This window comes from Hymenobacter sp., from assembly GCF_036388155.1.
GTDB lineage: Bacteria > Bacteroidota > Bacteroidia > Cytophagales > Hymenobacteraceae > Hymenobacter.
This window is the reverse complement of record NZ_DASVSI010000025.1, coordinates 136,993-159,674: the sequence shown is the minus strand read 5'-3', so window position 1 is coordinate 159,674 and position 22,682 is coordinate 136,993. Positions and strand designations below refer to the sequence as shown.

Genomic DNA, 22,682 nt, shown 5'->3' with positions numbered 1-22,682 from the left:
CTCTACGACGTGGCGGCCCGCCGGTACGCTCCGTTTCCCGAGCAAATCCGCTTTGCGGCCACCGTGGGTACGGATGCCGGCCAAACGGTGGTGGCGCCGGGCACCCTGCGCCGGGCCTGGACCAAAGCGGGCCGTCGCTATTTCCACTACGCCACGGACGCGCCCATTCGCAACGAATACGCCTTCTTCTCAGCCGACTACGCGGTGCACGAAGGCAACTGGCACAGCCCATCGGCCGGCCCAGGGCAGGAAGTGGCCATCCAGATTTTTTATCCCCCGGGGCTCACGGAAAACCCCGCGCGGATGGTCCGCAGCGCCCAGGCTTCGCTGGACTATTACACCAAGCAGTTTGGGCCTTATCCGCACCGGCAGCTTCGTTTTGTGACCCATCCCAGCTACGCCTTCGGCCACCACGCCGCCCCCATCGACATTACTGCCGAAGAGGGATTTTTCCTCCTGAACCCGAAAGCGGATAAGCGGGGCTTCGACCTGGTAACGGCCGTGGTCGCGCACGAGGTAGCGCACCAATGGTGGGGCAACCAGCTCAAACAAGCCTATGTAGAGGGCGCCGGCCTGATTACCGAAAGCTTGGCCTGGTACTCGGCCATGGGCGTGCTAGAGGACAAGTACGGCGCCGAGCACCTGAAACGGCTCCTGAGTTTCCTGCGGGAAGAAAACGAAACCCCGCGCACCCGCGCCGCCTTACCGCTGCTGCAGGCCGACGACTTTTACCAGAACTACCGCAAAGGCCCCTTCGCGCTGTACGCGCTGAGCCAATACATCGGGCGGGACCGGGTAAACGGCGCGCTCCGGAATTTGCTGGCCCAGCACCGCCCCGGCACGCTGCCGCACCCAACTTCGCTGGACCTGTACCGGGAGTTGCGGAAGGCCACGCCGGACACGCTCCAGCCGCTGCTGCACGACCTATTCAAAGCCAACACCTTTTGGGAGCTGGCCACCGAAACCGCCACCGCCAAACAGCTCAAAGGAGGCGCCTGGCAGGTGACGCTCACCCTGCAAGCCAGCAAGCTGGTAGTGGACAGCGCCGGCACCGAAACGAAACGGCCGATGAGTGAGTGGGTGGAAATCGGAGCCTTCGCCGCGGCAACGGGAGAGGCGGGCAAGCAGCTCTATCTGCAAAAGCACCTCATCAAATCTGGCCAGCAGACACTCGTGCTGACGTTGCCTGACCGGCCCGCTAAAGTCGGCTTCGACCCACGCAATTTGTTAATTGATTGGGAGTTGGAAGACAATGCTAAGGCGGTAAAGGTAGAGAAGTAGCTGACTTGGAACAGTGCCCGTTCAGCGTACGCAACACCCTCGACGCAGCAACTGCGGCTTGGTGCTCCTGTCTTGGCAAGGTGGCGCCGCACCGAGCCGCTTACCTGGGTATGAGGTCTTGCCACTTTTGCGGCCCTGGGCGAACTTAGTAAAATTATCAGTCCGCTCAATCTTTGGTAGGTTGCGGCCGAATACCGGGAGGTCTTCCCCGTTTTGCCCTTATGCCGAAGCAGTCCGCTGCCCTGCTATTCCTTGTCTGCCTCAGCGCAAGCGCCTGCCATTTCGGCGAGCCTGCGCAGCAACCGGAAGGCCCGCTGCGCCTGGTGCAGCGCCCGTCCGACGACGCCTGCGCCTACGTGTCGGCGGCCGGCGACACAGTCATTCCGTTTGGGCGCTACGCCATGGCGGCCACCGAGCGGTTCGACAAGGTGGCGCTGGTGCGGCGGCCCGGCGGGGGCTGGGTGGGCATCGACCGGCAGGAGCGGGTGCTCTTCCACCCATTCCTTTTCGACAATGGCCCCGACTACCCCGCCGAGGGCGTGCTGCGCGTGGTAAACGCCGCCGGGCTGATTGGCTACGCCGACACCGCCACCGGGCGCGTGGTGCTGCCCCCGCAGTACGAAGCGGCTTTTCCGTTTGCGCGCGGCCGGGCGCGGGTGGGCCGCCGCTGCCGGCTGGTGCGCGAGGGCGAGCATTCGTACTGGGACTGCGCAGCGTGGCAGTCCATCGACCACCGCGGCCGCCCCGAGCCCGATTCCCTTCCCTAACACCTGACTTTGATGCTGCGTCCGCTATTCTTTCTGTCCTTGCTGGCCCTGCCGGCCCATGCGCAACTCACCAGCAAGCCGCTGGCACCGAGCGCCGTGCCGGCTACGCTCAAGCGCAGCGGCCGCGTGGTGCAGGCCCTGCGCTACACCGACCGCACCGGCACCTACACCGTGCTGGCCACCGAAAGTGGCCCCGGGCCCGACCCTGCCCCCCAAAGCAGCGACGGTCAGCGCGCCGACCTCTACGCCTACCAATACCCGGCCACCGGCGCCGTCCCCAGCTGGCAGGTGCACGACTTCGTGGCCGACTGCCCCCTCGACTTGGAGGCTCGCTTCCTGCCCAAAGGCCTCGCCGTGACCGACCTCGACGGCAACGGCACGGCCGAAGTCTGGCTGGTGTACCGCACCGTGTGCCGGGGCGACGTGGGCCCGAGCACCCAGAAAATCATCATGCGGGAAGGGCTGCGCAAGTACGCCGTGCGCGGCACCAGCCGAATTGCGCTGGGCGGCGGGCAGGCTGAGGGCGGCACGTACACGTTCGATGCGGCCCTGCAAGCCGCGCCCGCCGCCTTCCGGCAGCACGCGGCCCGGCTCTGGCAGCAGCACGTGCGGGAGAGCTTGGCAGAGTAGCCGGGCTATTTGGAAAGCGAGCCGGACGAGCATTTTACCTCCTCACTAGCGCAAGTTTATGCCTGCATCTGCACCGCTCCCCGCTGGTTTGGCCGAGCCCATTCCGTTCTACGTCACGCCGTACTATAACTCCGAAGGGCCCGAAATCAACGTTGGCCCGCTCAGCCCGGCGCTGCTTTATGCCACGCCCGACACCATCGGGCCCATTGCCGAAGGCCTGGCCCCGGCGCTGGCCTACCAGCCGGCGGTAGTGCTGTTCGTGCTGGCCGTGCGTCTCTTCGACCTGGGCCAGCGCGACGAGGGCCTGTACTGGTTTTACCAGGCGCAGTACCGGGCCCGGCTGCTGCACCGCGTGCTGGACCCCGAGCAGGTGGGCCAGATATTCGACCCGGCCTTCGAGGTGGATAGTGCCCATGGCGCCTTTATGGACTTGGCCGGGCCGTATTTCAACGGGTACGCCGGCTGCTCCCTGGAGCGCTGGCTGGGCACCATTGCCCGGGTGCAGGCCGACAACCAAACCGCCCCCGACTTTTCGCTCAGCTACCCCGGCTTGGCCCTGCGGCCCGCCGCCGAGTGGCCCGCCCTCAACCAGCAGGTAAACGACGGGATGAGCCAGCTGGCCGCGGCCCTGCGCGACGGCTGGGACGAGGTGCAGGCCGAGCGCCGCGCCAACGGCACGCACGAGCGGTTTTGCGGGTAGCGTTGGCGGCATCGGTGGCGCCTGGGTTGTTCCGATTGCCACGGTGGCAGCGGTTATCAAGGCATTGCCCGCGTTGCCGAGCACGCAACGAAGACCGGCAAAAGCTGCCCAATTTTAGGCGTGCGGGCTGTAAGGAATCATAGCACAAAGTCTTCGTCCGCCATGCGCACCACGTGGGGGCCGCGCCGTGGGTAATGGGTTGGGTGGCGGCCGCGGTGGCCGGGCTGGCCCCCGTGGGCGGCCAGGCAAGTGCGTACGGCCGTGGTCAGCGCGGTGGCATGGGTGTAGCGGAGGGGCTGCCCGCCTACGCCCTGGCGGCCGTTGGTTAAAAACACCATTAGGTTCACTTGGTCTGGCAGTTCGTGGTCAAAGTAGTACAGCACGTCCAGCCCGGCTTGCCCCCGCAACCCATCAAGGGCAATGATGAATGCGGCTTTTTGCGCTCGTGGGAGGTGGCAATCGAGGCGGAGCATTGCTACTTCGGCCCGGTGTTTCCGGGAGTTGGCACTCACGGCCTGCAGCAAGCCGTCGCCGTAACTGTAGAGCGGCGTGGGGTCCTGCGGTTGTGCCAGGTGCAGCAGGGTGGCTTCGGCGGGCAGGTCCTGGTCGGTGCGGGTGGCCTGATGCTGGCGCAACACGGCTTCCAGCTCACCGGCCACGTGAAAAATGTAATCGGTCACCGACCAGTCGCCCAGGGTAAGGCGCAACAGCTCGCCGTGGGCGTAGGCAAACAAGTAGCCGTCGGGGTAGCGTGCCGCCACGGCTTGCACGGCGGCCAGCAGGGCGGCTGGGTCGGGCGCACGCACGGTGGCCGTCAGCTCGGCCGGGCCGTCGGCGTGCCCGCCGAAGCCCGGCTGGAAAGTGAAGTAGTCGAAGTGGTAGAGCCCTTCGGGAAAGTCATAGTACCAGTACACGCCGAGCAGCATGGTGGGAAGGAAAAGAGGATTGAATAATGATGACTTGCGCGTTCAGGCCAGTTCCCAACTTCGCAGCGTGCCGTCGTAAGAAGCGCTCAGCAGCCGGCGGGCATCGGGCAACCAGGCCAGGGCCTGCACAAAATCGTCGTGGTGCATTTCCTGTTCGCAGCGCCCGGTCGAGAGCTGCCAGATGCGCACCTTGTTGTCTTCTCCGCCGCTGGCCAGCCGGTCGGGGCCCAGCCAGGCCAGGGCGCGCACAATGCCCCGGTGGGCGGCCCAGCGGTGTAGCACGGGCCAATGCGCGTAGTCGGGGCTGGCTTGCCGCACCTCGATGTGCCCTGTGTAGTCGCCGCTAATCAGCAGGCGCTGCTCCGGCTCGAACAAGAGGGCGTGCACGGGCGGCTGGCCGCTGGCGATGACGCCCAGCGCCTGCCCCCGCCGCCAGTCCCAGCGCCGGAGCGAGCCGTCCTCGGAAGCCGACACCAGCTGGCCGAGCGGCAGCGGCGCCACCTGCCATACCCAGTCGGTGTGGCCGGCCAGGGTGCAGTGCACGCGCCCGTCCACGTCGCTCACCTTGATGGTTTGGTCGGCCGAGCTGCTGGCAAACAAGGTGTCAGTGAGGGGCGCGATGGCCAGCACTGTGGCCGCGTGGAGGGCCAGCGTGCGCACCAACTCCACCGCGTCCGAGTGCTGCCGCCAGACCTTGATGGTGGCGTCGCGCGAGCCCGAGAGCAGCAGGGTAGGGGACAGCGGGCAGAGGCTCAGCACTGAATTCTGGTGGCCGGGCAGCGTCTGCCGCAGCCGCCCCTGCGGGTCCCAGACCTTGATGACTTTGTCGCGGCCGGCGCTGACGATGTTCGTTCCGAAGGCTGCTACTTGCCAAATGTAACCCAAGTGCCCGGCACCAAACGGAGCGTTTGTCTCCGGCGCGGGCCGGGCGGTGGTTTCGTAGAGAATGTCGCTGCGGAGCACGAATTTCTCGCCGTTGCCCAGCTGCTCGCCTTCGTGCCAGATGCGGTGGTCGAAGACGATGAGGTCGCCCCGGACGGGCTGGTATTCGGCCCAGATGGCGGGGTCGTCTTTGGTGCGGTAAAACAGGGTGCGCCCGCCGCTGAATTCGGTGGCGTCATTCAGATAAATCATGAACGTGAGCCGCGACTGCACCGTGGCCGACTGGTGGTGCACGCCGTCGAGGTGGCGGTGAAAGTACTGGCCCGCCGCGTAGCGGCAGAAGCGCAGCCGGGGGTTGAGTTCGCGCAGCTGCCACGGGGCCGCGCCCGGCTCGTCGGCGGGCAATTCTGTGGGCAGCACCGGCCGGATGGCGGCCAACAGCCGCTCGGCCAGGGCCTCGTCGTCGACCACCAGGCGCTCGTTGTTGCGGTAGTACGTGGGGTAGTGGGTGCTCGCGGCCTGAAAACCAACGCTGGCCGCGGCTGCCAGCAACTCTTCGCACATTGCCGCGGAGAAAGCGCCGGGCACCACAAAGCACAGCAAGTCGCTGCTGGGCAGCAGGTGAACGACGGACGCGGGCACAGGCATTGCCGGGAATGAGAAGGGTGAAAAAAGCCGACGTGAGATTATTTGGCCGTTTCCTCTGCTTAAAAGCACTGCAATACCGTCCACACCGCCCCAAAATCGCGCTGGGCTAAGGCAGTGCGCGGCAGGCAGAAGTAGAGGCGGCCCAGGTCTTCCCACATCATGTTGGCCTCGTCTTCGTGGCTGTCGAGTTGCAGCAGCACCTCCCAATCGGCGGCCGCCTGCTGGCGCCATGACTCCACCGCTGCTTCGCTGAAGCCCAGCGCCTCCCGCGTTTGCTGCATCGCCTGGGGGTTGCCGAAGCTGATGCCGCGCGACACCAAGGCGCACTGCTGGCGGATGGGTCCCTGAATGGCATCGGGCGTGCCAAAGAGGCGGCTGGTGCCGTCGCCGTGGCGGTGCAGCAGCCGCCAGATGGCTTCGCGCTGCTCCTCGGTCAGCTCGGCTTCGGCCAAGTCGATGTCATCTTCCCAAGGGTCGGGCAGGGTCATTTCGGCGGCAAAGATGAGTGGGGCCACCGGAAAGGCGGTGTAGGCCTCGGCCGACAGGCCCTCGGGCAGCAGGTGCGGGGCCAGCGTGGCTGCCGCCTCGTGGTAGAGCACCGCGGCGCGGCCCCGGTCGGCGGGGTTGTAGCCCCAGGGCTGCTCCTGGGCATCGTAGAAAAAGGACAGCAGCCCGTCGGCGGGCAACGCGGCGGCGGTCGGGAATGCGGCTAGTTCGGCGAGGTTCAGCTGGGCCAGAAAGCTCAGCGGGCGGCCCTCCCAGGCGGGCCAGGCGACCCCGGCCGGCAGGTCGGGCGCACCGCCCAGCCGCGACGCGCCCGCTGGCAGGGGCGCCGCCGGGGCGGCTTGCGGCAGCACCCTGATGCTGGCGCGGCAATGCGACGCCAGCCGCGGCCAGAACGCGCCAAGTCCTTCGGCTTCGACGGCGGCTTGCAGGGCGGCGAGGGTTTGCGGGGGGAGGGGCGTGTTCACAGTTGGCGCAGGATGGTGGAGTCGGTGATTTTGTCGTCGTCCATCAGCAGCTGGGCTTTGCTGAGGATGATGGAGAGCACGGCGTCGCCCTCGAAGGGCAGGAAGACGTCGCCGGTGCCGAGTTGCTTGCTGGAGCGGTCGGGCACAATGCAGAGGTACTGGTCGTTGGGCTCCATGAGGATGTTGCCCGAGCCGAGGTGAATTTTGTAGACGTGGCGGTGGCCTTTCACCACCAGAAAATTGCCCTTGATTTCGCTCACTTTGCCGATTTTCAAGCGGGGCACCAGCCGTTCCAGGGCCAGCTTGCGCGACTTGGCCACTTCGCTCAGGTCGCCGAAGCTGTAGCTTTCCCAGTAGGGGCGGAACTGGGCCAGGCCGCCGTTGTCACGCCACTGCGGGTCGTTGCCCACCGAGGCCACGCCCACGAACAGGTCCACGTCGCGCATCACCTCCGAGAAGGCCAGCGGCGGCACCTCGGGCAGCGGCACTGGCGCGTCATTGCGCGTGAAGCGGACTTGGTCGGTGCTCACGTAGTTGTAGATTCCCGTGTCGTTCCACTCGCCGTCGGCGTACACTTCGCTTACCCAGTATTCGGCCGTGAGGTTGTGCGTGGGCAGGGGCAGGCTGGCAATCTCGGAGTCGTAGCCCTTGTCATAGGCCCCGAGCAGGCGGTAGCGCCAGCCGCGCAGCTTGGCCAGGGAGTTAAACTGGTGTTGCTTGAGGATGTGCGCGGCCATGCGGTTGGAGTAGGTGGCGGTGCGCTCCTCGGGCGGCGTGAGCAGGTACACTTCCCGGAAAGCCTGCTTCAGCGGTTGGCGCAGCTGGTTGCGGTCGAGCAGCTCGCGCCAGGCCACCACTTGGTTGGGTTCGGTGAGGAGTGGGTGCCAGAGCTGCACGGTTTCGGCGGCGTCGGCCGGGTCGGGCAGGGGCTGGCCGCGCACGTTGTGCCAGGCCTCGCGCACCCAGAGCGCGTCCTGTTGGGTGCCATCGGGGTAGTGCAGGCGCCAGATGAGCCGGCGGGCCAGCTCGCTCATTAGTCCGTGGTCGAAATAATACTGCGCAAACCAGGGCCAGGGCATGCGGCGCTCTTCCACGAAGCCGCGGTCGAGGCGGTCGCGCTGGGCGCTGTAGGTTTGCTGGGCCTGGGTTTGGGCGGCTTTCAGCTCCTTCAGCTCGTCGGCGTGGGTGGCTTTGAGGGCGGCGGGGGCGCTTTTGAGGGGTTTGCCGCTTTTCTGCCACTGCACGTCGGCCTTGCCATCGGCCAGGGTGAGCGTGACGGTGTATTCGCCTAGCTCTTCCACCAGCCGGCCGTTTTCGAGCCCAAAATCCGGCACGGCCATGTCCTCAATCTCGGCCGGACTCACCCCCAGCTTTTCCGATTCCTGGGCGATGTAGTGGGCAATGGTCTCCTGGGTGTTGGTTTGGCGGATTTTGCTGCGCACCCGGGCCAGGGCCGCCACGCCGGGCAGGCCGTTTTGCGACAGTGCGAGCAAGCAGGCATTGCCCAGGCCAGCCGCCAGTGGCCCCTTGCCCGGAATCTTGCGGAAGCATTTGGCCGCCAGCGTCGTCAACAGTTGCAATAGCGCCGGGTCGGCCAGTGACTGCAGGGTCCAGATGAGGCCCTTGGCCACGGTGGCGTTGGACTCCGTCACGAAGTCCCAGGTGGAGTAGCGGTAATCCCGTCCGCCTTCATACGTATAAACGTGCTGCTTCTCCCTCACCGGCGTATCGGCCAGTAGCTGCAGCCAGGTGCGGCCCTGCTCGCGCACGGCGTCGGGGCCGATGGCGGCCGTGGCAGCTTCCAGCTCCTTGCGCAATTTGGCCGTGGGTTGGCCGGCGGTGGCTTTTGGCCACAATTGAAGCAGTCCCAGCCAAGCGGCGCTGCGCGGGTCGGCGCGGTTGAGGCCGGCCACGAACTGGTTGAGGGCCTGGCCCAGCGGGTCGCCGTCGGCAAAGACCACCACGGGCAGGGTGTCATCCCCGGCGACTTGGCTGATTATCTCCTGGGCTTTGAGGTGAATTTTGAGCAAGTCGCCGGTTTGGCCGGTGCTGTGCTCGCGCAATTGCCGCAGAAAGGCCAGCATCGGCTCGCCCAGCGGCTCGCGCTTGGCCAGCTTGGCTACCTGGCTGAGTGTCAACAGCAGCGGGAATGGGTACACGTGAAGCGACACCTTGTCGGGGCTGCTGAAATCGAGCCCGTAACTGGCAAACAGGTGCAGGTAGTCGGCTTCGGTAAGGGTGAGGGTGGTACGCAGCAGGGCGGTCATCACCTCGGCCATGCCCCAACGAATTCGGTAGTCGTCCGAGCGGTCCACACGCTTGATGGACGCCGTCAGGGCCAACACCAGCCGGCTTTGGTAAGCCGCGTCCTGCGCCCGAATGGCCTGGTAGGCGGGTAGTTCGTTGAGCTTGGTGCCGTAGGTTTTGGCTTGCAGCTGCGGCAGCAGCTCGGCCAGCACGGGTTTCATTTCCACGGCCTCCGTGCTGGCAGCATCCAGAATGGCGGGGTTGTAGGCGTCTTTTTTTGTAGCGGGCATGGCGGCGGAGCGGGTAAATAGGTCGAGGAAAAGGGTCAAGAGTCCCACACTTCAGCCGCCCACCAGCGGGGTAAGCTTGAGGAAGCTGGCCGTGGCGCCGCTGCCCAGCCACACTTCCTCGTCCAGGCTTTCCACCTGCCGGTCGTTCACAAGCACGAAAAAGCCGTTCTGCTGGAACGCCTCAAGGGCGCGGTACACCTGCTGCTCGGCGTCGATGAGCTTGTGGGGCCGCAGGCGGTAGCCGTTGAGCTCTTTTTCCGACTCGCTGGGCTGCACCAGGCCCTGGAACACGCCAGTTTGGAGCTCGTTGTAGGCCCGCACTTCGTCGTGCACGCGCCGGGCAATGAGCTCGCGCACGGTGAGCATTTCCTGGCTGATTTCCAGTTCCAGCCGGTGCAGGATGTCGCCGCCGGCGGTTTCGTCGAGGATGGTGAGCAGGGGCATAAGCAGGAATGAAAGTGGTTAAGAGAAAGCCGGTTTTGGAGCTGACTTAGAGATTATTTGAAAGACAAGAACGCAATAAGCCCGTCATGCAGAGCGCAGCGAAGCATCTCGCGTGGGGTAGTAACTCCATCATCAGGATTACTGGTGGCGGGCGAGATGCTTCGCTGCGCTCTGCATGACGGGCTACTTATTTCCGACAGGCCCTTATGGTGTTTAGCGGTACAGCTCATCTGAAATATCGGTGTCAGCACGCAGCACTTCTGCCAGGTTTTTCCCGAGCTCAACGGCGCCTTCGTAACCGATATCACCCGCCGCTACGGCCACGATGGTGGGGGCGCCCGGTTGTTGAAAGCTGTAGGCGTAGAAGACCCCGCCGCCGTTCAGGCCGATGGGCAGCAACGCCGGGGCCCAAATCGGAAATCCGTAGCTAATGTAGTAGTCTCGAATGTCCTCGGGCACGAAGTAGCTGAACTCGCGCTCGCCGTTGAGGATGACGCCCCCGTCAGAGTAAGCCAGCAACTCCTCATACTCGGCTGGCAGCCGCAGCTGCACTGGCACGGGAAAAGCCGCCGCCGTTTTGCCCTGCGGGTACAAGCTGTCGATGGCCGGGAAGTCGGCAAACTCCGGCTCCGAGAATGGCCGCGCAAAATAGTCCTTTGCCACCGGCTGCGGCCGGCCGGGGTTGGTTTCCCAGAACGTAAACTGCTCGTACCACATGGCCGGCTAGGATTGTGCGGGCGGGGCACTCTCCGCCGCGTCGATGAATTCGGTCACGAACTTAACCGGCTGGCCGGCCGCGTCCAGCCCCACGTAGGTGGCGTAGAAGCCGTCGCCGTAGCCCGACTGAAACACGGCCACGTTGTTCTCGCGGTCGGCGTAGGGCTGCAACAGGCAGTGCTCGTGGCCGGCAAGGGCGTCGTTTTCCAGGTGCTCAGCCACGTAGTCGTCGTAGCTGACGTACTCGTCGCCTAGCTGAGCCTCCAGTTCCGCGTCGTGCTGCTCGAGCAGGGGCAGGGTCGAGGCATCCATGAAGCAGCCCAGGCCCGCCGATACCGGGTGGCCAAAAATCTCGTCGGCGGCCAGCGTGGCCGGGTCCTGGCCGGGCACCACGGCCATTTCCCAGCGTGCCACGTCGGCGGTGCTTAGGCGCAGCTCGGCGTAGGCAATGCGGCCTTCGGTGGGCAGCAGGTGCAGGTACACCGGGTAGCGGCCGGGCGGGCAGGCGTGGGTTAAAGGCTGCGGGTTGAAATAGGCCAGCGGGTCGCAGGCCACGACGTGGCCGGTGGGCAGCCACAGGCCGGGCAGCTCCAGGGCGCGCAGCCCGCCGGGGGAAGGGGCTGCGGATGTGAAAAGACGCGCAACGGTGGTCATGAGCAGAGCGAGAGGAGGAAACAAACCAGCCGCGGGGCTAGCGAGCCGGTAGCAACACCGAAGCTATTCGTTGCCGGTCAAAGCCGGCGTGGCCCGCATTTGGCGCGCGCCCGCCGCGCCCCGGTAAATGGCGAAGCCCAGGAATATGCGCACCACCAAGCCGCCCGTGCCCAGTCCGCTGCCCAGCAGCAGCACGCCATCGAGCACCAGCAAGCCCAGGGCCACGTAGAACGCCCAGGCCGCTTGGCGGTATTTGCCCAGCCAGCCCAGGCCGGCGTAAATCAAGCCTTCGATGAGCGTGCCCCAGCCGAGGCCAAACGCGAGCAGCGTTTCCACCGGCACCAGCATTGCCACGGCCGACAGCGCCACGTTCAGGCCCGCGATGAACATGACGGCCCCAAAGCCGGTGTTGACTTGCGTGAGCGGGTCGTTGATGGTGCCGCTCAGGGGCTGGCCTTCCACTTGGAAGTCGAGGCCCTGCGCCCCGAACTTTTGCTGGAGGCGCACCAGCAGCCGGCGGCCGTCGGGCAGCGTGAACTCGTGGCCGGCTTTCAGCTCGGCTGGGGTGAGGCGGCCCAGCTCCTGGCCCTGGTAGTCGAGGCGGAAGTTGCGGAAAAACAGGCCCCAGGTGGCGGTAACGCCGTCGGTTTGAGCAGCGTCGAAGTAGTAGGTTTTGGTGGGCATAGGCGCGGGATGTATGGTTCAGCTAACGTGCTGAGCGCGGCAGACGTTGCGCCCACGGCGCGGCCGTGGCTGCGCGGGTCCAAGCGTTGGTGTGCCACGCGCCCCCATCTTGCGGACTCAACCCAAGACTTGCCAAAGCTAAGCCGCTTCCTTATGCCGTATTCATCGCAAAGCATCATTCGTCTGCTGGTTGGGGCCGCGGCGATTGGAACGACGGCCTGCCAAAGCCCGGAAAAACCGGCTTCCGTCCCAAAGGCTGCCCCCGCCCGGCCGCAGCCAACGGCCGGGCCGGTCCCGCAATTGATAGAACGGCCTCTGGGCAAAAGCGGCTACTTTGTAACGTTGCCCAGCACCTACGCCCTGAAAAGCACCGATGCGGAGGATTTTGTGGTGTACTACTTTGCTCCGGCCGACACCACGGTGCGCACCCACTTCAAGGGCGGAATCTACCTGGGCGGCCACCCCCAGGGCACCGACAGCGCGGGGGCTGGCTGCCAGGTGCGCCGCGTGCCCGCCACCCTGCTGGGCCGTCCCGCTACCTGGCGGGTGCAGCGCTGCGCCACTGGCTACGCCCTCGACGCCGTGTTCGACAGCCAAAGCGGCGAGGGGTGGAACCCGTTAATCAACGCCTTTGGCGAAGCCAAGTCCGCGGCCGAGCTGCGCCAACTGCTGGCCATTTTCGCCACCCTGCGCCGCCAGGCCAAGCCCGCCGCTCCGCCGGCCCGCTGAGCGAGGATATGCAGCAAAGGCATGCGCGAGGCGCTTGCTTATCATTGATTAACAAGGGTTCATGCCGCAGTCGAGTAAGCTCGTAAGCTCCTCAGCTGCATTTCTGCTTACTTGCGACCATGAATCGTTTCGTTCTGCTCTGGGCCGCGCCCTTGCTTTTGGCGCTCACCGCCTGCCCGTCTAAGAAAAAGGAATCTTCCCAAAGCGCCGTGGCCCCAGCTTCGGCGCCGGCGGATTTTCGTGAGCCCGGCTACGTGCTGTACCGGGGCCTGCTGGCGGGCGCTGCCGACTCCCTGACGCTGAACCTCACCACCGCCCCGGCCCGCCTGGGCAGCGAGGCCGCCGGGGGCATCAGCGGCTCCTACTACGGGGCCGACGGCGAGCCGCGCGAGCTGCAACAAGCTTCGTCGGCGGGGCGCCCGCACCCCGACAGCCTGCTGCTGGCGTATTACGACCGGGCCAAGCTCGATGGCAACGGCAACGAGCAGGAAACCCGCTGGCGCCTCCGCCGCGAGCCCGATGGCCGCCTGGCGGGGACCGTGGGCGGGCAGGCCATTCAGCTGCGGCCGGTGCGGCCGGCCCTGGCCCTGGCGGTGCGCACGTTTGCCGATTCCGTGGCGGCGTATCCCGGCCGGGCGCGCTCGCCCTACGGCCACATCGGCTTGCAAACCCTGGAGCCCGTGGGCACCTCCCCCGTGGCCCTGGCCGTGGCCGCCAACCTCCGGCGCCAGCACCGCGGCGACACGCTGCCCAACCTGGCCGTGCCCGGCCTGGCCCAGCTGTGGCAGCAGCAGCGCACTGATTTTATCAAGTTTTACCGCGAAGACGCCACTGCATTGGCCGAGGACCTGGCCGCCGACACGGCCGCCACCGCCCCCGATTCGGCCGATACCTACCGCCCCAGCATGCGCTACGAGAGCCAAAGCAGCGCGTCGGTTATCTGCCAGCAGGGCCATTTGCTGAGCGTGCGCCTTTTCGATTATAGCTACACGGGGGGCGCGCACGGCAACTACGCCAGCACGGTGCGCAGCTTCGATTTACGCACTGGCAAGGTCCTCGCGTTTGATGATATTTTTCGGCCCGGCGCCCGCACCCAGCTGCTGCCCCTGCTGGAGCGGGGCGTGCGGCGCACTTTGGGCATCGGCGACAACGAGCGGCTGGACACCCAGCTGCTCGACAACGACATGCGCCTGACCACCAACGTGTGCCTCACGCCCGGTGGGGCGCTGTTTGTGTACGTGCCCTACGAAATCACCGCCTATGCCTTGGGCGAAGTTTCCGTGTTCGTGCCCCTGGCCGAGCTGCGCCCGCTGCTGCGTGAGGGGCTGCCGCTGCCGGGTTCGGGCACGCGGATGGCAAAGCGGTAGGGGAGGTGCCGGTCGAAAAAGCGGTTCCTGCGCCCGTGTGAATCGTTTTTGAAACGAACGAGCACATATCGGGAGCAGAGCAAGGGTCTTAATTGGTGCCAGCGCTTCTTGATGACAGTGAATGGTTGATGTAGTTGAGCGCAACCCCCATTACCGATGATAAAGCAATTCCTTGCCTTTTGCTTGCTAAGTGGCGCTGCCGCCGCCCAAGTTCGTCCCAAGCCGGCCGCTCCGCCGTGCCCCTACCGCTACCCCGCCGCCAGCCGCCCGGCCTGCGTGGGCGGGCATACCGACCGGCTGATTCCCATCCTCTACGGCCTGCCCTCGCCCCAGATGATGGAGCAGTCCCGGCAGGGCAAGGTGCGCCTGGGCGGCTGCGAAATCACCGGCTGCGACCCTCGCTACTATTGTCCCATTCACAAAAAAGATTTGTAGCGCTGGCGCCTTATTCTCGGACAAAGCCGGGGCAGTGACTTGCCCCAAATTGCGCCCCGGTCTGGTTCAGCTTTTTCTCGTACTACCACAGCATGGCTAAAACCCTTCGTCCCATTCAATGCCCGCAGTGCGGCGGCACGCAAAAGACCCCGCTTGGCCCCGGCCTGTTTCGCTGCGCCAGCTGCCACACGGAGTACTACCTCGATTCGGACGACGTGACCGTGAACGTGCAGCACCACTACCCCGACCAGGTGGTGCGGCCGGTGCCGCGCCAGCCGCTCACGCCGAAGCAGCGCCTGATGCTGGGGCTGTGCGCGCTGGTGGGCGCGGCCGCCGTGGCCGGGCTGGTGTTCCTGGCTTCCCGGCTCGACCGGCCCGGCCAGGCGTACAACCCCACGGCCCCGATGGCCGGCCCCACTTTTTACCCCACCTACTACGTGTACGCCGACGCCCGGCAGCAGCCCGTGTACGCGACGCTGCGCACCGAAAACCCAAGCCTGGCCAGCCGCGACTCCGTGAAGTGGACGGCCGTGTTTTTTGACCCGCGCACCGGCCAGATGCGCCGCGAGCAACCCCTGCCAGCGCAGGGCCACGGCCCCGACGAGCACTTCTACACCTGGCACACCTTTCCCGGCGGCCGGGTGTTTCTGCTGGGCCGCCGGACGCTCTACCAGGTCGATACCCGCGCCAATCAACTCGTGGACGTGACCGAAACCTTGCTGGCCGACCAGCCCGCCGCCAGCAGCGGCGTGGCGCAGTACAGCTTCGACCCCACCCACGAGGCCCTGCGCGCCCTCACCAACGAAGGCCAGACGCTGTACTACCTGCCCGCCACCGGCCAAACCTTCGCCGACGGCGCGGCCCTGTACCGCGCCGCCGACCGGCAGCGCCCCCGGCAGTATTTCTACTTTGAAGAAGCCCTGGGCACCCACATCCAAACGGCCGCTCCCAGCCGCCTCATCCGCAGCCGCCAGGTTGGCCAGCCCGGTCAGGCCAACGACACCGCGGCCGTTACGCCTGGTCGCCGCTTTTTCGATGGGCGCGTGCTCTACCAAGATGCCACCACGCTGCTCGTGCAAACCGCGCTCACGCCGCGGCGCGACGGCCCCCAACGCGTGCAGCGCCTCGACGTGCGCGACGGCCGCGTCCTGTGGTCGGCCCCCGCCAAGCCGTACGACTTCAAGCACGCCGTGCGCACCGCCGACGGCTTTGCCCTGCACTACGCCGGCGGCCCCGACTACGCCCACGGCGCCCTGCTGCTGACCGAGGACGGCCGCGAAATTCGCGACTTTCAGCGCAAGCGGTTGGAGTAACTCCGGCTTTATTAATTTCCTTTTGCTTTCCGCATGAAACACTACGCCGCCCTGGCCCTGCTGCTGGCCGCCTGCCAGCCCGACAAGCCCGCCACCACCGGCCCTGCCGCGCCCACGGAAACAGTTGGCCCCGCCACTGCCAACGCTGCGGGCCCGGCCGCCGATACCCTGCACGTGGCCGACTCGCTGGGACGCCCCGCCGGCGTGCTGCGCTTGCGCCCGAGCACCAAGGCTGCCTTCGACCAACTGCGCGCCACCGACCCGCTGCCCCAGCGGCCCGCGGAACGGGAAGATGCCACCGTAGCCAGCGCCCAACCCGCGCCGGCCAACCTGGATGCGCCCCTGCCCGCCGATGGCCGGGTGCAGCGCCGGGGCGAAACCCTCGTTTTCCAGCCGGCGCAGGGCCCGGCGGTCACCCTGCGTCCCGTGCCCTCTTCGCCCGACGGCCCGGAGGGCAACGACATTGGGTACGCGTACTGGGGCAGCCTGCCCGCCGCCCACCAGTGGGTGGTGGACGTGACCACCGACGAAGGTCCCGCCGTGCTGCTGGTGGACCAGCGCACCGGCCGGCGCACCGACCTGCTGGGAGCGCCGGCGCTGTCGCCCGACGGCCGCTACCTGCTCAGCGTGTGCGAAGACGTGGCCAGCGGCGGCACGCCCACCGAAATCAGTTTGTACCGGGTAGATGGCCCCGCCCCGCAGCTGGTATGGAGCCGCTCTCTGGTCGATTGGGGCCCGCGCTATGCCCGCTGGCGCGACGCCCGCCACGTAGTGCTGGCGCGAGCCCACGCCGACCCCGGCGGGGACGTGGTGGCAAGCACGAAGTTGCCGCTTACCTACGTGGAGCTGGAGTTGCCAGCGACGCGCTAGCATCGCCAACCTGCTGCCACCAGTGCAATACGGCGAGGTCGGCGGGCCGGCCCACCTGCGCTTTCTGCCGCAGAATGGCGGCGGGCGCCAGTAAGGGCAGCCCGTGGTGCCACTGGCAAACGGCCCAGAAAGTCATCAATCAGGCGCTTGGCGGTGAGCTGGTGCCCGTCGTAGCGTTGCAGTTCTTCAAAGCAAAACGCGCAATGGGCTGTGCAACGCACGGCGTTGGCGAAGGGCGTGAAGGTGAGGCCCGGCCGCAGCTGCCATTTCCGCCCGAAGACCGGCACCGCCACCGGCTCATATAGCCGCCACGCCTGCCGCCGGAAGTGCGCGAGTTCGGCGGACGTAGCGGCCACCCGAAATTGATTGCGCTGCGAAAAAGTCATCAAAAAATGTGGTCACTCCGTACGTGAAAAACGTGTTCAGGTACACGGTTGGTGCAGCTGCCAGCCGTGGTTATTGTTTGCTTCCAGGTTCGACATTCTCCATGCCAGTTCGCTTATCTATTTGCTTGCTGCTCGGCCTCGCTGCCTGCACCGAAACCACCGACCAGAAGGCTTCGTCTTCCATTAAAACCGCCCCGGCTACAACAACAGCGGCCGACGTGCTGGCTAACTCCCGCACGGTTCCGTATGCCGGCGAGTACAACTGGGGCGACCCCAAGCGCCAGCAGCCCGGTGGCACCCTGACCGTGTACCCCGAGTCCGACTCGACGGTGCTGGTTTACTTCGACATCAGCAACGGGCCGCCGGCGTTTCACCTGGGGGCGCTGTTGCAGCGGGCCGTGGTGCGCGGCGGCATTGCCCGGTGCGCGTTCAAGGAAGACTACGACGAAAAAGGCTGCCGGCTCACCATTGCCTTCACCCCGCAGGCTGCCCGCGTGACGACCGAGGCTGGCTACGGGGAGTGCGGCTTCGGGCAAGGCGTGTACGCTGATGAAACCTACCGCCGCACCAGCACCGCCATCCCGCAGCAGTTCGTCAATGGCGAGGGGACGGCGGTAAAATTCAAGGGACTGGACCCCGCGAAGTATCAAACTGGTGAATAGTAGACAAGCCCCAGACAGGTAGTGCCGGGTGGCCCTGGCGCCTACACTACTTCTTGCGCCGGCTCAGCCACCAGATGCCGCCGCCCAGCGCGGCCACCGCGCCGGCTACCAACGCTACCACGGTCACGGGCGGCCCAAAGGCTTTGCACGAGCAGCTGGCGAATACCGGTTTGCCGCCGATGCGCAGCCGGCGGCGGCAGAACGCGCACGGGACGAGGTTGGGGTCGACTTGGCCAGGAAGGGGCCACTGGTTGGCTGGGGAAACCATAAAGCAAGTGGAGGAAGAGACGCCGCAACACGCGCCGCTGCGGGTAGATACCGGACCTGGCGCAAGGTAACCCGAACAGTCTTGTGCCACCCGCAAGTCACCAGGTTGAGGGGCCTCAGGGGCCGTCATTCGGCCCCGGTAATTTCCGGTTTGCCGCCGGCCCGGCCGTAGTCGGGGTGGTGCCCCATCACGCCAAAACCGGTGTCGGGGTCGCAAAAGCCGGCCTCTGCCCGGCCCCCGACCGTCGTAGGCCACGTAGCGTACCTCGGCGCCGAAGCCGAACTGCCTGCGGACGGCGGCCTAGTTGAAGTAACAGTCGAAGTACACCCAATCCAGCCCTTGGCCGTACGGGTCGCCGCGGTAGGTGGGAGTGAATCCCAAATGCAGTAAGTGCGCAGCGAGCTGCTGTAACCCAGATTTCATACGGTCGAGTAGACGTCGGAAGATAAGTGAGAACAGGCCGGCGACCGGACAGGTGGCAAAGTCCGTAACTCGTCTTAACTAGCGCGACGGTGCGGGTGCTGGCTCGTTGCCGCGCAGCTCTTTCGCTCGAAACTACCCTTCTTTAATTCGACCATGACTTTCAACGAGGCGTTTATTGAAATCCGCCAGTTCTGGCCCGGTGGGGCGCCTTTTGCATTTGGGCACGGCGCATCGGCCAGGCGGCTGGCCGCCGAGTTTAACCGGGAGCTGCCAGCCGAGCTAGTGACCTATCTCGACACCATAGCCCCGGTGGAAGAAGTGGATTTTAGCACCGTCGGTAACCCGTTTTACCTGTACGGCCTCGACCGGCTGGGCGTCCGGCAGCCGGGCTACAACTGGAATCCGGTGACCAACACCCCCATAACCGACTGGCCGGCCGGCTTTTTCCTGCTGGGCGACGAGGGCGCCGACCCGGTCCTGCTCGACTTGGACCAGCCCGAGCGGGGCATCCAGAAGCTGTGGCACGGCGAAGGCGACTGGGAAACCGGCGACATCCTGGCCGCTACGCTGGGGCAGTTTCTGCTGTGTTGCGCCGCGTTGCACCACGCTCTCACGGGCTTCGAGGAAGAACCAGTTATTGACGACGAGCGCGGGTTCAATCTGGCGCCGCAGGCCGCCGCGTGGCTGTTTCCGAGGATGAAAACCTGGGCCGGGCCGTACTACGCCGCGTGGTGCTCGTCCTTTGACAATGCCTGAGCTTCGCTGTAGCTTACGATTCCCTACTTGCTGCCTATGCTTCGTTACTACTTGTTTTGCTGGCTGTTGTGCGTAGGCGTGCTGGCCGGTTGCCAGTCGCCGGAGCCGGCCCACCGCATCACGGCCGCCAACTACCTCACGGCCATTCCCGACCCCAAGACGCTGGGCGAAGCCTACGTGAGCGACCCCGACGGGGTGCTTGGCCCCGGTACAGCGCCCGCCCTCAACGCCCGCCTCGACAGCCTCGACCGCAGCGGCCGGGCGCACGTGGACGTGGTGCTGGTGCGCAGTATTGGCGAAGAAGTGCCCAAAACGGCCGCCACGGCGCTGTTTAATAAGTGGAAGATTGGCCGCAAGGACACTAACAACGGCTTGCTGATGCTGCTGGTGCTGGACCAGCGCCGCGTGGAGTTTGAAACCGGCTACGGCCTGGAAGCCGACCTGCCCGACATCATCTGCTACCGCATTCAGCAGCGCCACATGGTGGAGCCCGCCCGCGCCGGCGACTATGACCGGGCCGTGCAGCAGGGTGTGGCGGCCCTCATCGGGCGGCTGCGTCCGCCGGCGGCGCTGCCCAAGCCCGCGCTGCTTACCGCCGATGATTCGACGCAATACTATGTCGACAGCCTACAGCGGGCCATGATGGCCCAGCACGGCCTGCTGGACGCAGAGGACCCCTTGAACACCGCGTTGGCGGGCGAGGACCCTTCGAACTATTACTACTCCCCACCCGAGCCGGGCCCGCCCATTGGCACTTTGCTCGTGGCCGTGCTGGCGCTGGTGCTCTACCTGGTGCTGTGGTACCGCACCACGCAGGGTGTGCGCGGGCGGGGCTGGCTGGTGCTGCTGCCCCTCGGGCTGCTGGCGGGGCTGGTGGTGCCGGCGCTGCAAGACGAACTGGCTACGGGCGCGTTTCTGGCGCTGGTTTACGGGCTGCCGTGGCTGTACCTGCATGGGTATTTCGGGTGGCAGTACCGGCGGGCGCGGCGGCCCGTGGCGCCCGCGGCCCGGCCCGAAGCGTACGGGCAGCTGCAGGCGGCGCACCGGGGGCTGGCATTCACGGCGTACGTGTTTCCGGCGGCGCTGGCGCTGTATTGGCCCTGGTACCGCCGGCACCTGGCCGAGCTGCGCGCGGCGCCCTTCGCCTGCCCCGAGTGCGGCCAGCCCATGCACAAGCTCGACGGCACCGCCGAAAAAAGTCACCTCGAACCCGGCCAGCAGGCCGAAGAAACCTTCCGGGCAGTGGACTACGACGTGTGGGCATGCACCACCGGCCACCACCTGCCGCTCGCCTATCCCAACCCCGCCACCAACAAGCGCGAGTGCCCTGCCTGCCACCACCGCACGCTCGCGCCCATGCGGCTGCGGGTGGAAAAAGCCGCCACCACCACGGCCGAAGGGTGGGGCTGGCGGGTAGAGAAGTGCCGCTTCTGCCAGCACGAAGAGAAAACCAAGGAAGTTATTTCGCGCTTGCCCAGTCCTAACAGCGGCTCTTCTTCTGGCGGTTCGTCGTCGTGGGGCAGTGGCTCGGGCGGCAGTTCCGGCTCCAGTGGCCGCAGCACCAGCAGCGGCGGCTCGTCGGGCGGCGGCGGGGCCGGCAGCAGCTGGTAGGACTGGGCTAGCGACTTTCCTGCTAAGTGGAGCAGAAGCATCAAGCAAGGCAGTGTAGGGGCGGGGCTTGCCCCCGCCCGTGGTGGCACGAAAATGTTGATTAGGCGCGAACGACGGGCGGGGCAAGCCCTGCCCCTACGCTCAGCTGGACAAAATCTGCTCACCAAAACTTCCACCACGGCCGGTTGGCCTTGGCCTCACGCTCTTCCCGGAAGCCTTGCAGCAGCAGCTCGTAGAAATCGGGGTCGATGTCGATGGGCTGCCCGGCGGTGGCTTGCTGCTGCACCTGCTCCAGGGCCTCGGGCGTGAGGTAATGGTCGGTGAGGGCCAACGAGTGCGCCAGCTCCTCGTCGGTTTTAGGTTCGGCCCCGCAGGTTGGGCAGGCCGTAAAAGCGCCGACTTTGAATTCGCCGCAGGTGAAACAGATGGCAACGGTCATGGCGGAATGAATGCTAGGTGGTTGGCTGAGGTTGTCTTTCCTCGTTGCGCCGATGGGAAGTAGGCCATGCGGCTGGAAACCTCATTCCGTGAGTTCGGCCGATGCGCGCCCCAGGTAGTAGCTGGCCCAGTAGCCCGCCGCCGGAAGCAGCAGCAGCACGCCCCACGAGGAGCCGAGCCAGAGCAGCACCAGCGCCGCCGCCAGCGCCGCCCAGCTCACCCACAGCAGCACCCGCGCCGCCGTGGTCTGGTAGAACAGCAGGCGGCGGCGCGGTCCGGTCTTGGCGCGGCGGGCCAGGCGCTTGGCCAGCACATCGAGGCGCACGGTGCCGGCCGGGTCGTCGGGGCGCGTACCGGGGCGGTCGGCCAGGTGCAGCACCCGGCCGTCGGCCAGCTCCAGGCGCAGGTGGTACTGCGCAAACGCCCGGAATTTCAACAGCCGGAGCCAGTACGTGTAGGCCGTGATGCTGCTGAGCGGAATGGTCTCGGGCGGCGGGTGTTGCTCTGGACCCAGCGGCCCGAGGTGCATTTCCTCCCGGCCAATGGTTAGCAGCCGGGGTTGGTTGCCGCGCGCCGTCACGTACCCGCCGCCGAGCAGCAGCCCCAGGCCCACCAGCCCGGCCGGCACGGTGCGCCACGGCGAGTAGCCGGCCGCCAGCTTCAGCGCATTGGTTCCGAACAGCACGGCGCCCAACAGCAGCGTTGCGAACACCAGCGGGCCCAAAGGCCGCAGCACCACCAGACTGCGTTGGGGCGGCCGGACGGCGAGGGTGGCTGGCGAATGGTCGGGCATGCGTTGGAGGATGCAGCAGCAGAAAAAGCCCAGAAAAGTAAGGAAATCCTAGCTGCTGCGGCCCTGCAGGTTGGCCAGCCGGCCCAGCGGGTCGAAGGTGGCGGTGAAGATACCAGAATCCACGACGGCGCTCACCGTGTCGGCGGTTTCGGTCACGGCGTAGCCTTTCTGGGTGAGATAGTGAATGAACGCCGGCCGGTGCTGCATCTCAAACGCGCTGATGACCTGCGGGAAAGCGTGCGGAATCCGGACGAAATCGTTTTTAGGAACTTGGTCAATCAGTTCGCTTTCCACGGTTACGACCATAGTGCCCTGGCCATAATCGGCCAAATAGTAGCCACTGGCCCCGAACATGCCCGAGGCAATGATGCCGACGAGGTGCAGGTCCTGTTCGGTCGCATCAAACTCGCTGGTCGTGAGCACCTCAATGCCGTGTTGCTCGCCGTAGGCCCGCAGCTGCTCGGCCTGCGCCAGCAGCCGAGCCGGCAGGTCGGATTGGGCGTTGGCCCAGGCCCACAGCCAGGTTTCGGAAGAGGCCGAGAACGTGCCCAGAATTTGGAGGGGAAAAACCAACTCCGGGCCGAAGGAAATGGTGCCGGCCTCCAGGTCGGCGTTCCACGAATTGTCGCCGATGACTTCGTACAAGTCGTTCTGCTTGTCGTAGGCCAGGGCGGCGTAGCGTTCCAGCAATTCTTGCTCGGTCTGGGCAGGCGGAAAATCGGAGGTCATTGGATGGAAAAAGGAGTGGGGACTTTCGGCCCAGCAGTGGCGCGGAAATGGCGGCAACTTA

26 protein-coding genes and 1 pseudogene are annotated in these 22,682 nt (G+C 66.1%); 12 read left to right on the top strand and 15 right to left on the bottom strand.

All coding sequences use genetic code 11. The features are described from left to right. From VF629_RS04045 to VF629_RS04030, 4 genes are all read left to right on the top strand, one after another. On the top strand, positions 1 to 1,281 hold a 1,281-nt coding region (locus VF629_RS04045), incomplete at its 5' end, for a M1 family metallopeptidase (RefSeq protein ID WP_331057169.1). Positions 1,282 to 1,502: 221 nt separating this feature from the next. Then, positions 1,503 to 2,048, top strand: a complete 546-nt coding sequence (locus VF629_RS04040) for a WG repeat-containing protein (RefSeq protein ID WP_331057168.1) — start codon at positions 1,503 to 1,505, stop codon at positions 2,046 to 2,048. 12 nt (positions 2,049 to 2,060) lie between these two features. Continuing rightward, a complete protein-coding gene (locus VF629_RS04035) occupies positions 2,061 to 2,678 on the top strand; it encodes a M949_RS01915 family surface polysaccharide biosynthesis protein (RefSeq protein WP_331057167.1) in 618 nt (205 codons plus the stop codon). 58 nt (positions 2,679 to 2,736) lie between these two features. Continuing rightward, entirely contained in the window at positions 2,737 to 3,378 is a 642-nt protein-coding gene (locus tag VF629_RS04030) for a hypothetical protein (protein ID WP_331057166.1), read from the top strand. Between the two features lie 137 nt (positions 3,379 to 3,515). On the opposite strand, the gene VF629_RS04025 is transcribed toward VF629_RS04030, so the two are convergent. From VF629_RS04025 to VF629_RS03990, 9 genes and pseudogenes are all read right to left on the bottom strand, one after another. After that, a complete protein-coding gene (locus VF629_RS04025) occupies positions 3,516 to 4,304 on the bottom strand; it encodes a hypothetical protein (protein ID WP_331057165.1) in 789 nt (262 codons plus the stop codon). 42 nt (positions 4,305 to 4,346) lie between these two features. Then, positions 4,347 to 4,451: a WD40 repeat domain-containing protein gene (locus VF629_RS25765; RefSeq protein ID WP_414653847.1), complete on the bottom strand. Its 105-nt coding sequence runs from the start codon at positions 4,449 to 4,451 to the stop codon at positions 4,347 to 4,349. A 42-nt stretch (positions 4,452 to 4,493) separates the two neighbouring features. Then, a pseudogene (locus VF629_RS04020) lies at positions 4,494 to 5,750 on the bottom strand (2OG-Fe(II) oxygenase); the annotation flags it as partial. Positions 5,751 to 5,893: 143 nt separating this feature from the next. Then, positions 5,894 to 6,805, bottom strand: coding sequence for a YwqG family protein (locus VF629_RS04015; protein ID WP_331057163.1), 912 nt, complete (start codon positions 6,803 to 6,805; stop codon positions 5,894 to 5,896). Further along, a complete protein-coding gene (locus tag VF629_RS04010) occupies positions 6,802 to 9,342 on the bottom strand; it encodes a DUF4132 domain-containing protein (protein ID WP_331057162.1) in 2,541 nt (846 codons plus the stop codon). The genes VF629_RS04015 and VF629_RS04010 overlap by 4 nt, the downstream gene beginning before the upstream one ends. Before the next feature lie 51 nt (positions 9,343 to 9,393). After that, entirely contained in the window at positions 9,394 to 9,786 is a 393-nt protein-coding gene (locus tag VF629_RS04005) for a hypothetical protein (RefSeq protein ID WP_331057161.1), read from the bottom strand. Between the two features lie 213 nt (positions 9,787 to 9,999). Then, positions 10,000 to 10,503: a hypothetical protein gene (locus tag VF629_RS04000; protein WP_331057160.1), complete on the bottom strand. Its 504-nt coding sequence runs from the start codon at positions 10,501 to 10,503 to the stop codon at positions 10,000 to 10,002. A 6-nt stretch (positions 10,504 to 10,509) separates the two neighbouring features. After that, positions 10,510 to 11,157, bottom strand: a complete 648-nt coding sequence (locus VF629_RS03995; RefSeq protein WP_331057159.1) for a DUF4241 domain-containing protein — start codon at positions 11,155 to 11,157, stop codon at positions 10,510 to 10,512. A gap of 63 nt (positions 11,158 to 11,220) precedes the next feature. After that, positions 11,221 to 11,841: a hypothetical protein gene (locus VF629_RS03990; RefSeq protein WP_331057158.1), complete on the bottom strand. Its 621-nt coding sequence runs from the start codon at positions 11,839 to 11,841 to the stop codon at positions 11,221 to 11,223. Positions 11,842 to 11,994: 153 nt separating this feature from the next. Between VF629_RS03990 and VF629_RS03985 the strand changes: the two genes are divergently transcribed. From VF629_RS03985 to VF629_RS03965, 5 genes are all read left to right on the top strand, one after another. Then, a complete protein-coding gene (locus tag VF629_RS03985; RefSeq protein WP_331057157.1) occupies positions 11,995 to 12,570 on the top strand; it encodes a hypothetical protein in 576 nt (191 codons plus the stop codon). A 119-nt stretch (positions 12,571 to 12,689) separates the two neighbouring features. Then, on the top strand, positions 12,690 to 13,937 hold the full coding sequence (locus VF629_RS03980) for a DUF3298 and DUF4163 domain-containing protein (RefSeq protein ID WP_331057156.1): 1,248 nt from the start codon (positions 12,690 to 12,692) through the stop codon (positions 13,935 to 13,937). Between the two features lie 156 nt (positions 13,938 to 14,093). Beyond that, entirely contained in the window at positions 14,094 to 14,372 is a 279-nt protein-coding gene (locus VF629_RS03975) for a hypothetical protein (RefSeq protein WP_331057155.1), read from the top strand. A gap of 92 nt (positions 14,373 to 14,464) precedes the next feature. Next, positions 14,465 to 15,685 (top strand): hypothetical protein, encoded by a 1,221-nt coding sequence (locus VF629_RS03970; RefSeq protein WP_331057154.1) that lies wholly within the window; start codon positions 14,465 to 14,467, stop codon positions 15,683 to 15,685. A gap of 33 nt (positions 15,686 to 15,718) precedes the next feature. Continuing rightward, positions 15,719 to 16,555, top strand: coding sequence for a hypothetical protein (locus VF629_RS03965; RefSeq protein ID WP_331057153.1), 837 nt, complete (start codon positions 15,719 to 15,721; stop codon positions 16,553 to 16,555). Here VF629_RS03965 and VF629_RS03960 read toward each other — a convergent pair. Then, positions 16,552 to 16,941 (bottom strand): hypothetical protein, encoded by a 390-nt coding sequence (locus tag VF629_RS03960; protein ID WP_331057152.1) that lies wholly within the window; start codon positions 16,939 to 16,941, stop codon positions 16,552 to 16,554. The genes VF629_RS03965 and VF629_RS03960 overlap by 4 nt on opposite strands. A gap of 101 nt (positions 16,942 to 17,042) precedes the next feature. Between VF629_RS03960 and VF629_RS03955 the strand changes: the two genes are divergently transcribed. Next, entirely contained in the window at positions 17,043 to 17,603 is a 561-nt protein-coding gene (locus tag VF629_RS03955) for a hypothetical protein (RefSeq protein ID WP_331057151.1), read from the top strand. Positions 17,604 to 17,649: 46 nt separating this feature from the next. Here VF629_RS03955 and VF629_RS03950 read toward each other — a convergent pair whose 3' ends face one another. Both VF629_RS03950 and VF629_RS03945 read right to left on the bottom strand, forming a co-directional pair. Next, complete coding sequence (locus tag VF629_RS03950; protein ID WP_331057150.1) at positions 17,650 to 17,871, bottom strand: hypothetical protein; 222 nt, start codon at positions 17,869 to 17,871, stop codon at positions 17,650 to 17,652. A 300-nt stretch (positions 17,872 to 18,171) separates the two neighbouring features. Then, positions 18,172 to 18,294 (bottom strand): hypothetical protein, encoded by a 123-nt coding sequence (locus VF629_RS03945; protein ID WP_331057149.1) that lies wholly within the window; start codon positions 18,292 to 18,294, stop codon positions 18,172 to 18,174. Positions 18,295 to 18,447: 153 nt separating this feature from the next. Here VF629_RS03945 and VF629_RS03940 point away from each other — a divergent pair, with 153 nt between their 5' ends. Both VF629_RS03940 and VF629_RS03935 read left to right on the top strand, forming a co-directional pair. Beyond that, positions 18,448 to 19,050, top strand: coding sequence for a hypothetical protein (locus VF629_RS03940; RefSeq protein WP_331057148.1), 603 nt, complete (start codon positions 18,448 to 18,450; stop codon positions 19,048 to 19,050). Positions 19,051 to 19,086: 36 nt separating this feature from the next. Further along, entirely contained in the window at positions 19,087 to 20,661 is a 1,575-nt protein-coding gene (locus VF629_RS03935; protein ID WP_331057147.1) for a TPM domain-containing protein, read from the top strand. Positions 20,662 to 20,821: 160 nt separating this feature from the next. On the opposite strand, the gene VF629_RS03930 is transcribed toward VF629_RS03935, so the two are convergent. The 3 genes from VF629_RS03930 to VF629_RS03920 all read right to left on the bottom strand — a co-directional run bounded on the left by VF629_RS03930 (position 20,822) and on the right by VF629_RS03920 (position 22,621). Next, a complete protein-coding gene (locus VF629_RS03930) occupies positions 20,822 to 21,100 on the bottom strand; it encodes a hypothetical protein (RefSeq protein WP_331057146.1) in 279 nt (92 codons plus the stop codon). A gap of 81 nt (positions 21,101 to 21,181) precedes the next feature. After that, positions 21,182 to 21,892, bottom strand: a complete 711-nt coding sequence (locus VF629_RS03925; RefSeq protein ID WP_331057145.1) for a hypothetical protein — start codon at positions 21,890 to 21,892, stop codon at positions 21,182 to 21,184. A 48-nt stretch (positions 21,893 to 21,940) separates the two neighbouring features. Then, positions 21,941 to 22,621 carry a DUF6882 domain-containing protein gene (locus VF629_RS03920; protein ID WP_331057144.1) on the bottom strand — a complete coding sequence of 227 codons (681 nt, stop codon included), beginning with the start codon at positions 22,619 to 22,621 and terminating at the stop codon, positions 21,941 to 21,943. Positions 22,622 to 22,682: the final 61 nt, after the last annotated feature.